General features: G+C 33.0%; 10 protein-coding genes. 7 read left to right on the top strand and 3 right to left on the bottom strand.

The genetic code is table 11. The features are described 5' to 3' along the window. Positions 1-116: 116 nt before the first annotated feature. Both dnaK and B4E59_RS11780 read right to left on the bottom strand, forming a co-directional pair. Entirely contained in the window at positions 117-2,018 is a 1,902-nt protein-coding gene (gene dnaK / locus B4E59_RS11785) for a molecular chaperone DnaK (protein WP_219034149.1), read from the bottom strand. A 265-nt stretch (positions 2,019-2,283) separates the two neighbouring features. Next, positions 2,284-2,610 carry a tRNA-binding protein gene (locus tag B4E59_RS11780; RefSeq protein WP_286483038.1) on the bottom strand — a complete coding sequence of 109 codons (327 nt, stop codon included), beginning with the start codon at positions 2,608-2,610 and terminating at the stop codon, positions 2,284-2,286. Positions 2,611-3,225: 615 nt separating this feature from the next. On the opposite strand from B4E59_RS11780, the gene B4E59_RS11775 reads away from it, so the two are divergent. The 6 genes from B4E59_RS11775 (at position 3,226) to ftsY (ending at position 8,432) form a co-directional block, all read left to right on the top strand. Continuing rightward, complete coding sequence (locus B4E59_RS11775) at positions 3,226-4,869, top strand: M1 family metallopeptidase (protein WP_291053174.1); 1,644 nt, start codon at positions 3,226-3,228, stop codon at positions 4,867-4,869. 143 nt (positions 4,870-5,012) lie between these two features. Continuing rightward, on the top strand, positions 5,013-6,668 hold the full coding sequence (gene lnt, locus B4E59_RS11770) for an apolipoprotein N-acyltransferase (RefSeq protein ID WP_038337063.1): 1,656 nt from the start codon (positions 5,013-5,015) through the stop codon (positions 6,666-6,668). Between the two features lie 82 nt (positions 6,669-6,750). After that, complete coding sequence (rpmB, locus tag B4E59_RS11765; RefSeq protein WP_038337064.1) at positions 6,751-6,987, top strand: 50S ribosomal protein L28; 237 nt, start codon at positions 6,751-6,753, stop codon at positions 6,985-6,987. A gap of 11 nt (positions 6,988-6,998) precedes the next feature. Beyond that, positions 6,999-7,181: a 50S ribosomal protein L33 gene (gene rpmG / locus B4E59_RS11760; protein ID WP_038337065.1), complete on the top strand. Its 183-nt coding sequence runs from the start codon at positions 6,999-7,001 to the stop codon at positions 7,179-7,181. A 14-nt stretch (positions 7,182-7,195) separates the two neighbouring features. After that, positions 7,196-7,345, top strand: coding sequence for a DUF4295 domain-containing protein (locus B4E59_RS11755; RefSeq protein ID WP_084106961.1), 150 nt, complete (start codon positions 7,196-7,198; stop codon positions 7,343-7,345). Between the two features lie 124 nt (positions 7,346-7,469). Next, a complete protein-coding gene (gene ftsY, locus B4E59_RS11750; protein ID WP_219034146.1) occupies positions 7,470-8,432 on the top strand; it encodes a signal recognition particle-docking protein FtsY in 963 nt (320 codons plus the stop codon). Positions 8,433-8,509: 77 nt separating this feature from the next. Here the strand turns inward: ftsY and B4E59_RS11745 are convergent, their stop codons facing one another. Continuing rightward, on the bottom strand, positions 8,510-8,944 hold the full coding sequence (locus tag B4E59_RS11745) for a hypothetical protein (protein ID WP_291053167.1): 435 nt from the start codon (positions 8,942-8,944) through the stop codon (positions 8,510-8,512). A gap of 115 nt (positions 8,945-9,059) precedes the next feature. On the opposite strand from B4E59_RS11745, the gene B4E59_RS11740 reads away from it, so the two are divergent. Beyond that, the gene (locus B4E59_RS11740) at positions 9,060-11,150 is read left to right on the top strand and encodes a TonB-dependent receptor domain-containing protein (RefSeq protein ID WP_291053164.1); all 2,091 of its coding nucleotides are present in this window, start codon (positions 9,060-9,062) and stop codon (positions 11,148-11,150) included. Positions 11,151-11,170: the final 20 nt, after the last annotated feature.

Raw genomic sequence — 11,170 nt, 5'->3', positions numbered from 1 at the left:
AAGTGGATTTTTTGTATTATATGAAACCGAGATGATTTAAAAAATAAACTATTTATATTAATAAACATAAAAAAGCCTCGCAATGCGAGGCTTTCCTATTGATAAATGAAATTCTATTATTTAACTTCTTCGAAGTCTACGTCTTCAACACCATCATTTTTTGCTTGACCTTGATCAGCTCCTGGTTGCGCTTGTGCACCACCTTCTTGACCTTCGTTCATTGCAGCATAAATTTCTTGTGAAGCAGCATTCCAAGCTGTATTTAATTTTTCCATAGAAGCATCAATTGCAGCAACGTCTTGAGCAGCGTGAGCAGATTTAACCTCAGCTAAAGCTTCTTCAATTGGTTGTTTTTTGTCAGCAGGAATTTTATCTCCGTACTCAGTCAATTGTTTTTCCGTTTGGAAAATTAACGCGTCAGCAGCATTTACTTTTTCAATTTTGTTTTTTGCTTCTTCGTCTTTTGCAGCATTTTCTTGTGCTTCTTTTTTCATTCTTTCAATATCAGCATCAGATAATCCAGATGAAGCTTCAATTTTGATTGATTGCTCTTTTCCTGTTCCTTTATCTTTTGCAGATACACTTAAGATACCATTCGCATCAATATCAAATGTTACTTCGATTTGAGGAACACCTCTTTGTGCTGGTGGAATATCTACTAAGTCAAAACGTCCGATTTCTTTGTTATCGTTGAATAATGGACGCTCTCCTTGACCAATTCTTAATGTTACTGCTGGTTGATTGTCAACTGCAGTTGAGAAAACTTCAGATTTTTTAGTTGGAATTGTTGTATTCGCTTCAATTAATTTTGTGAATACTCCTCCTAAAGTTTCGATACCTAAAGATAATGGTGTAACGTCTAATAATAATACGTCTTTTACATCACCTGTTAAAACACCTCCTTGGATAGCTGCACCAATTGCAACAACCTCGTCTGGGTTAACTCCTTTAGATGGTTTTTTACCGAAGAATTTTTCTACTTCTTCTTGGATTTTTGGCATACGTGTAGATCCACCAACTAAGATAACTTCGTCGATATCGTTGATTGATAAACCTGCATCAGATAACGCTTTTTTACAAGGCTCCATAGAACGACGTACTAAATCTTCTGTTAACTGATCAAATTTAGAACGAGTTAAAGTTTCTACTAAGTGTTTTGGTCCTGTTTCGTTAGCTGTAACGTATGGTAAATTAATTTCTGTTTGAGCAGAAGAAGATAATTCGATTTTAGCTTTTTCAGCAGCTTCACGTAAACGTTGTAAAGCCATTGCGTCTTTTTTCAAATCTACACCTTCTTTCGCTTGGAATTCAGAAGCTAACCAATTGATGATTGCATCATCAAAATCATCACCTCCTAAGTGTGTATCACCGTTTGTAGATAACACTTCGAATACACCGTCACCTAATTCTAGGATAGATACGTCAAAAGTACCACCACCTAAATCGTAAACAACGATTTTTTTATCTGAGTTTGCTTTGTCTAATCCGTAAGCTAATGCAGCAGCAGTAGGCTCGTTGATAATACGTTCTACTTTAAGACCTGCAATTTCACCAGCTTCTTTAGTTGCTTGACGTTGAGCATCGTTAAAATAAGCTGGTACAGTAATTACCGCTCTTGATACTTCTTGTCCTAAATAATCTTCAGCAGTTTTTTTCATTTTTTGTAAAATCATTGCTGAGATTTCTTGTGGAGTATAGTTACGTCCATCAATATCAACTGCTGGCGTATCATTGTTTCCTTTTACAACTGAATAAGGAACACGACCGATTTCATCTGCATCATTATTAAATTTAGTTCCCATGAAACGTTTAATAGAATAAATCGTTTTCTTTGGGTTTGTTACAGCTTGACGTTTTGCTGAATCACCAACTTTAATTTCTCCTCCTTCTACGAATGCTACGATAGATGGAGTAGTTCTTTTACCTTCTGCATTTGGAATTACAACTGGCTCGCTACCTTCCATTACAGAAACACAAGAGTTCGTTGTACCTAAGTCGATTCCGATTATTTTGCTCATATTGTTTAGTTATTTTTTATATTATTAATGATTTATTTTAAACTTTTACACATCATCAAAAATGATGCTACACCAGAATAGTCAATCTTTGTGCCAACATAAAAAAAATGACATCCAATAGATTTTAGATGTCAGGTTGTCAGATTATGATTAATGATTTGATTATTTATCGATAAAAAAGTCAGTTTATTGGTTGATAAAATGTCAGCGTTAAGTTATATACTTAAACTCAAACTTTATCTCAGTCTTAGTCTCAATCTCAATATTACCCAATCTTACTTCCGTTTTCAACTTTTCGTTCGGGATTCAAGAGAATAACATCATTATTATTTCCATAAACGCCCATCACGAGACATTCGCTCATAAAAGTGGCAATTTGTTTTTTCGGAAAGTTAACCACAGCCATTATTTGTTTTCCAATCAATTCTTCTTTGTTATAAAGCGATGTAATTTGTGCCGAACTTTTCTTGATTCCTAACGGACCAAAATCAATTTCTAACTGATAAGCAGGATTTCTTGCTTTCGGAAAATTATTTGCACTGATAATTGTCCCAATTCTCATATCAACTTTCTCGAAATCTTGCCAAGAAATTGTTTCAGTATTATTTTCAGGTTTTGGTTCTTCTTTTAGTTTATTCTCTTTATCGTAAATCGTTTGCAGAATTTTTTCTAAATCAGTTTTTTCATTCGCATATTTCGTTTTCATGTTATCTGGCATTCGGTTATAATACGTCAACGCTTTTTCGCCAAATTGTTTGATGTAAAAATTAGTCAATGGAGGAACGTTTGGAAATTGTTTATGAAAAATCATTTCTGTATACGCTTGCCATTCGCGTTCTTCTCGCAATTCAATTTGATTTTCACCCGAACGCTGAAAAACATGTACCATTTCGTGCATCAAAACATTGGAAAGTAATACTAAATCAAAATCAAGAATATTACGCGGAACACGAATTGTAATTCCTGTTTTTTCTTCACCTTCTGCAGTCAATAAAAAACCTTTTGGATCGATTTCTTCTCGAAACGTAAAACCTGTAAAAGCATTATGTTTTAATTTCAATTCATCTAAAATTTCGTACAATGCTTCAACGATTAAGTGATTATTTTTTAAATAATTTATTCTTTCCTTAAATTTTTCTGTAATCATAGCTTTTTGGCTTATTTATCAAATATATAATCTTATTTTTGATATGTTTTAAAAATGACTATGAAGAAATTAGTACTATTACTTGGCTTGATCTCGATAACAACAAATGCACAAGTACTTAATAACAAACAAGAGTTTACGCGACAAGATTCGCTTCGCGGAACGAATAATGAATTCCGAAATTGGTGGGATGTTAAAAAATATAAAGTAAGTGTAGAACCAGATTATCAGTCAAAATCGATAAAAGGAAAAACGACAATTACGTTTGATAAAATTGCTCCTCAACAATCAGATTTATTGCAGATAGATTTACAAGATCCGATGATGGTTTCGGCTGTAAAATTGAATGGAAAGAAAATTTCTGATTTCAAACGTGATGGAAATGTTTATTTTATTAATGTCGGAAAAAATATCAAGAATACGTCGAATCAATTAGAATTAGAATACAATGGAAATCCTCGTGTTGCGGTGAGAGCACCTTGGGATGGTGGTTGGATTTTTGCGAAAGATGAAAAAGGTCGCGATTGGATGTCTGTTGCCGTGCAAGGTTTGGGTGCAAGTGCTTGGTTTCCGAACAAAGATTATTTAGGCGATGAACCAGATAATGGAATGGAATTGGAAATTATCACACCAAAAAATTTGGTAGGAGTTGGTAATGGACGATTAGTTTCTAAAAAAGAGAAAAATGGTAAAACAACTTCTACATGGAAAGTTGTTAATCCAATCAATAATTATAATATCATTCCTTATATCGGACATTATGTCAATTTCAAAGATACTTTCGAAGGCGAAAAAGGTAAATTGGATTTAGATTATTATGTGTTAGATTATAATATAGATAAAGCAAAATCGCAGTTTGAACAAGCAAAATTGATGTTGAAAAGTTTCGAGCATTGGTTTGGACCTTATCCATTTTACGAAGATTCTTTCAAGATTGTTGAAGCACCGCATTTGGGAATGGAACATCAATCTGGAATTGCGTACGGAAATAAATTTGAGAATGGTTATTTAGGTCGCGATTTATCAGGTTCTGGCTGGGGATTGAAATGGGATTTTATCATCGTTCATGAAGCTGGTCACGAATGGTTTGGAAATAATATTACCGAAAAAGATGTGGCAGATATGTGGATTCACGAAGCATTTACGGCTTATTCGGAAACGTTGTTCACAGAAACTTATCATGGAAAAGAAGCAGCAAGCGAATATGTGCGTGGAACGAGAAAAGCAATTCAAAATGATATTCCAATTATCGGCGTATATGGTGTAAACCAAGAGGGTAGTGGTGATATGTACTATAAAGGTGCAAATATGATTCACACGCTGAGAACGTGGATGAATAATGATGAAAAATTCAGACAGATGTTACGTGGATTAAACAAAGAGTTTTATCATCAAACTGTAACGACAGAGCAAATCGAAAATTATATAGCGAAGTTTTCTGGATTAAATTTGAACGCTTTTTTCAATCAATATTTAAGAACAATTAAAGTTCCAACTTTAGAGCTTAAACAAAATGGAAATAAAGTTGAATATCGCTATACAAATGTTGTGGATGGATTTACGATGGCTTTGCGATTGAAAGATTCTGATATAACAATCAATCCTACGACTAATTGGCAAACAATTAATAATTCAACGATTACAAAAGCGATTGATGTAACAATTAATCCAAATTATTATATCGATTCACATATTATTTATTAAAACTAAATGAGATATTGAAACAAGTTCAATATGACAAGGAAAGTCAATCTGAACTTGTTTTCAGGTTCTCATCCAAAATGATTTATAAAATATTCCAAACAAATATCATCGGTTATTGAATGATGAAATTATAAATTTGTGACATGAAAAAATATATTGCATACGCAATCTTATCAGGATTATTATTAACAGCAGGTTGGCCATCGCATGGTTTTCCATTGTTATTATTTATAGGATTTGTACCCTTGATGTTAGCAGAACATCAAATCACACAACGCGCAGAATTCAAGAAAAAAGGACGTAAAATTTTCGGACTTTCGTTTTTAGCTTTCTTTATTTGGAATGCGATTGTAATTTGGTGGTTGCATTATGCACAAGAAACGGACGCGAATGGAGATTTGCACAATTCGTGGAGCGCTTATTTGATTCCCGTTGTGGCGAATTCGTTGTTTATGTCAATTGTTTTTCAGTTGTATCATTTCGTCAAAACCAAAGCGGGTAATTTATATGGATTGGTTTTTCTTCCTGCGATTTGGATGAGTTTCGATAAACTAACCTTGAATTGGGAGTTGACTTGGCCTTGGTTTAATCTTGGAAATGGTTTTGCAAAATATTACGAATGGGTGCAATGGTACGAATACACAGGAACTTTTGGAGGTGCACTTTGGATTTGGTTAGTTAATATTACGGTATTCTATTATTTGACGGCTTATATTAATAAGAAAGAAATGAGATATCTAAATAAATTAGGTATTTACGCTGGATTATTAATTGCTGTGCCAATTGGTATTTCTTATATTATTTATGCGAATTACGAAGAAAAAGGAAAAGCACTTGATGTGTTAGTTCTTCAACCAGATCTTGATCCATACAATGAAAAGTATATGAAAGATGGTTTGCAGATTTATGATGAATTGAAACAATTGGCATTGAAAAATATTCAACCAAAAACTCAATTTGTTGTCGCGCCAGAAACTGCTGTACCTGGATCATCTGCCTTGATTTTTGATAATATGTATGATGATTTAATTATACAAGACATTCAGCAATGGACAAAAACCAAAAAAGATTTACATTTTGTAACAGGAGCATCTATCATGCGAATTTATCCAATGCAATCTTTAGCATCGGAAACGGCATCTGTTATGAGAGATGGAATTACGTGGTACGACGCTTATAACTCGGCTTTGCAGATAAGCGGAAACGATTCTATAGAAGTTTATCATAAGAGTAAATTAGTACCTGGAGTAGAAATTTTTCCATATCGAAACATTTTAATGCCAATTATTGGAGAATTTATGCTTAACTTTGGCGGCACAACAAAAACGTTGGGGATTCAACCTCATCGTTCTGTTTTCAAGAATAAAACAAACAACGCTACTGTTGCTCCGGTTATATGTTACGAATCTATTTACGGAGACTATACGACAGAATATGTGAGAGAAGGCGCAAATGTTATATTCACAATGACCAACGATTCTTGGTGGGGCTCTACCGATGGTCATCGTCAATTACTATTATATGGTAATTTGAGAGCTATTGAAAATAGACGCGCTATCGTTAGATCTGCAAATTCAGGTATTTCGGCTTTCGTTAATCAGCGAGGAGATATAATGAAGTCTTTACCATATGGAGAGCAGGGTGCCTTAAATGGTACAATTTTAATGAATAGTGAATTAACGTTTTACACAAAATATGGCGATGTAATCGCGAGGATAGCGCTGTTGGTAATGGGAATTATCTTGGCTTATACTCTTGCGCAGAAGTTGTTATATAAACAAAATAAGAAAAAAATATAAAATTAATAACCTAAAGAGTTGTATAAGTAATATATAATTTGTTACTTTGCACTCCGTTTAAAATAGGACAATACAAAATAAGATGTCAAAAATTTGTCAAATTACAGGTAAGAAGAGATTAGTGGGAAACAATGTTTCTCATGCTAATAATAAAACAAAACGCACTTTTGAAGTGAATTTGTTCAAAAAGAGATTTTTTATGCCAGAAACTGGTGAGTGGATTACATTAAGAGTTTCTGCACACGGTTTAAAAACAATCAACAAATTAGGAGTTGATGAGGCTGTTAAACGTGCACGTAAAGAAGGTTTAATCAAATAATTTAAGACACCATGGCAAAAAAAGGAAACAGAGTACAGGTTATTTTAGAATGTACAGAGCATAAAGAAAGTGGTATGCCAGGAATGTCTCGTTATATCACAACTAAAAACAAAAAAAATACTCCAGATCGTATTGAGTTGAAAAAATACAACGCAGTATTGAAAAAGTATACAATTCACAAGGAGATTAAATAATAAAATTTTAGACGATGGCAAAGAAAACGGTAGCAACCCTACAAACTGGGTCTAAAAAAATGACCAAAGTTATCAAAATGGTAAAATCTCCAAAATCTGGAGCTTACGTATTTGTTGAAAAAGTAGTTAACGCTGATGAAGCAGATTCTTTCTTCACGAAATAATCAAATCATCTCCTTAACAAAAAATATTTAAGGTTAATTGAGCTGCCTCGTTTTCAGGGCGGCTTTTTTATTTCCTTATATTTTATGTATCTTCGTACAAAATTTTAAGAAATTTAGCTTATTAATGAGTTGGTTCAAAAAGATATTAGGTAAAGAAAGCAAAGAAAAATTAGATGAAGGATTAGAAAAATCTAAAACTTCTCTATTTGATAAAATCAGTCGTGCTGTAGTAGGTAAATCTAAAGTAGACGATGAGGTTTTAGATGATTTGGAAGAAGTATTGATTTCTTCTGATGTCGGTGTTGAAACAACGATTAAAATTATTCGTCGAATAGAAGAACGCGTAGAGCGTGATAAATATGTTTCGACTTCTGAGTTAGATTTAATTCTTCGCGAAGAAATTGCAGGCTTACTTTCCGAGAATAATATCGAAGATACAAATGGTTTTTCGATTCCAAAGAAAGATGTGCCATATGTTATTATGGTGGTCGGAGTAAATGGAGTTGGAAAAACAACGACGATTGGTAAATTGGCTTCTCAGTTCAAATCTCAAGGACTTAAAGTAGTTCTTGGTGCGGCAGATACGTTTCGTGCGGCAGCTGTAGATCAGTTGGTAATTTGGTCGGATCGTGCAGGTGTACCAATTGTAAAACAAGCGATGGGTTCTGATCCTGCTTCGGTTGCATTTGATACCATTCAGTCGGCAGTTGCGCAAAATGCAGATGTTGTTTTGATTGACACAGCAGGACGTTTGCATAACAAAATTAACTTGATGAACGAGTTAACTAAAATAAAACGTGTGATGCAAAAGGTAATTCCTGATGCGCCACACGAAGTTCTATTAGTGTTAGATGGTTCTACAGGTCAAAATGCTTTTGAGCAAGCGAAACAATTTACACAAGCAACAGAAGTTTCTTCTTTAGCGGTTACAAAATTAGATGGAACAGCAAAAGGAGGAGTAGTAATTGGGATTTCAGATCAATTTCAGATTCCAGTTAAATACATTGGTGTTGGTGAAGGAATCAATGATTTGCAAGCTTTCAATAAAATGGAGTTTGTCGATTCTTTCTTCAAACGTAATAATTAAGAAATTCAATTTCTATAAAAATATAAATCCTTCAAGAAAAACTTGAAGGATTTTTTGCGTTAATGATTATAAGTGAATTAATATAACACCTTAATATATTCTTTATAAAACTTTTTGTTTTTATTTTCTTTTTTCGAAATGGTTTTTAAAAACTCGTTTAAATATTCTCTAAAAGGAGAATCTTTCGCCAAAGCATCTTGTTTTTTACTTGTCAAAACTTGAACAGTTCCGTACATTTCTTCATCATTTTCTACACTCGATGCAATCAAAGTGAAGGTTTCATTTGATTCATTAATGATATTTTTATTTGACCAAACTAACAACGGTTGATTGTTTTTAGTGTACAAAACATTGTCCCATTTTCCAAACCAATCGTATAGCATTTTTTTCGCAACCAAAGATGTTTGGAAACTTTCGACACGATATTCTGTCAACGAACGTTCGGCTTGTTCTTGCGCATATAATAAATTGAAACTTGTAAAAAGTACGATAAAAAGAAATAATTTTTTCAAACTCAAAAATCTTGTTTAGCGTAAAGTTATCAAAAATAATTGCAATTCTTGTGTAACTTATTTGTTCTTCATGCGTCATATAAATATACACTAACTCTTAATAGTAGAATTAACCATGAAGAAATTTTTTGTACTTGCTGTTACATTATCAGGAATTTTTGCTTTTGGACAAGATGAAAAGCAAGATTCAACGAACTATAATCCAATTGAAATAAAAGAAGTTTTAGTACAATCGCAACGCAAAAAAATGTTTGCAGACAAAGCAGTTTATACGTTTGATAAAGAAGCGTTGGACAAAGCGCGCTATGCAAAAGATTTATTGAACACATTGCCAGAATTACAAGTAGATCCAATTTCGAATACAATACAGAGTACAAAAGGTGGAACGACTTTGTTATTGATTAATGGAATTGAGGCAACAGATAATCAAGTTCGTGCCGTGAAACCGCAAGATGTGGTGCGTGTTGAGTATTTTGATATTCCGCCAGCGCGTTATGCAAATCGTGCAGATCAGGTGGTGAATTTGATTACACGAAATCCAGAAAATGGTTATGTGTACGGAGCGGATCTCACTTCGGCGTTTACAACAGGTTTTATAAATGGTTCTGCTTATGCGAATTTTACGAAAGGTAAAAATAACTTTGGATTGGAGTATAACATCTATCTGAGAGATTATAAAGATCGTACTTCGATGAATATTTATGATTACAACTTAAATAATATTCATTATAGAACAGAAAATCAGCGCAACGAATATTTTGGATATACGAATCAAACAATTGCATTGCGATATACCAATTCGGATTCGGATAAATATGCTTTTCAAGCAAAGTTGGATATGAATATCAGTTCGAGTTTTGCTTATGCGAATGGCACAAGTTTGTTCTATCAAAATAGTTTATTAGAGAATCATTCAACCTACAAACATTCTAATTCTAATTATTCAAAACCAACATTAGATCTTTATTATTCGAGAAAATTAGGAAAGAAAGATGAGTTAAGTTTAAATGTAGTTGGATCGATGTATACAACTAAATCGATTGACGAAACGCGCGAATGGGAAACTTTATCAGGTGCGGAACAATATAATTATTTGACAAATTTAGAAGCTGATCAAAAAGGAATTGTAGGAGAAATAGCGTATACACATAGTTTCGAGAAAGGAAAATTAAATTCTGGTTATCGAATTTCGAATAATTCAATTGATAATAAATTAGAAAACTTAAATGGTCCTTCGAATAATAAAGTAAATTATTTAGAACAATATATCTATTCTGAATATTCTGGAAAAGCGAAAAAGTTGTCATATCGTTTGGGTGTTGGATTAACGAATGTTCATAACAAGAATGAAGATACAAACACAGATACGTGGACGTTTACACCAAAATTAGTATTGGGTTATGAATTAGCGAAGAATCAAAATTTACGTTTTTCGAGTTCATACAAACCAACCAGTCCTTGGAATTCGGCATTGAGTAAAAACGTGATTCAGGTTGTAGAAAACATTACACAAGAAGGAAATCCGTATTTAACCATTCAGAAATCGTTTGGAAATAATTTGATTTACTCTTTCAATTCAAAATATTTTGATTTAAATACAAATGCATTTTATCATTATACAAAAGATCCAATTAATCAATTGTATTTGCAAAATATCATAAATGGAAATGTAGAAGGATATAAATTAACCTACGAGAATGCTCAAAATTCGCAACGTTACGGTGTTCAAATTACAGGTTCTATCAAACCTTTTGGAACAGATATTTTAACTGTAAAAGTGAATGTAGCGCCAGCAACAGAACGTTTCAAAACGAAAGATGGTAGAATTTTGAAGAATGATTATATCGGAAATTATTTTGCATTATCATCTGTTTACAAAAACTTTCGTGTAGATTATCAATTTAATATTCCGTATTACACATTAGGCGGAGCTTTGTTGTACACACAAGAAAACATGAACCATGCTTTTGCAAGTTATAAATACAATAATTGGACTTTTTCTACTGGAATGTATTGGATTGGAATGCCGTCGACTTACAAGCAAAAAACGATGGATAAACAATATGTGGATTATTCTCGTGTAGGAAAAATTTGGAACAACAAATCGATGTTTGTCGTTGGTTTGAGTTTTGATTTTGCTACAGGTAAGAAAACAAGTATCAATCGAAAATTAGAAAATGAAACTGCAGGAGCAGCGACATTTTAATAAATAAACAAAAAGAGAAT

This window comes from Empedobacter sp. UBA2044 (assembly GCF_002333005.1).
Classification (GTDB): domain Bacteria; phylum Bacteroidota; class Bacteroidia; order Flavobacteriales; family Weeksellaceae; genus Empedobacter; species Empedobacter falsenii_B.
This window is presented reverse-complemented; position numbering and strand designations above follow the sequence as displayed.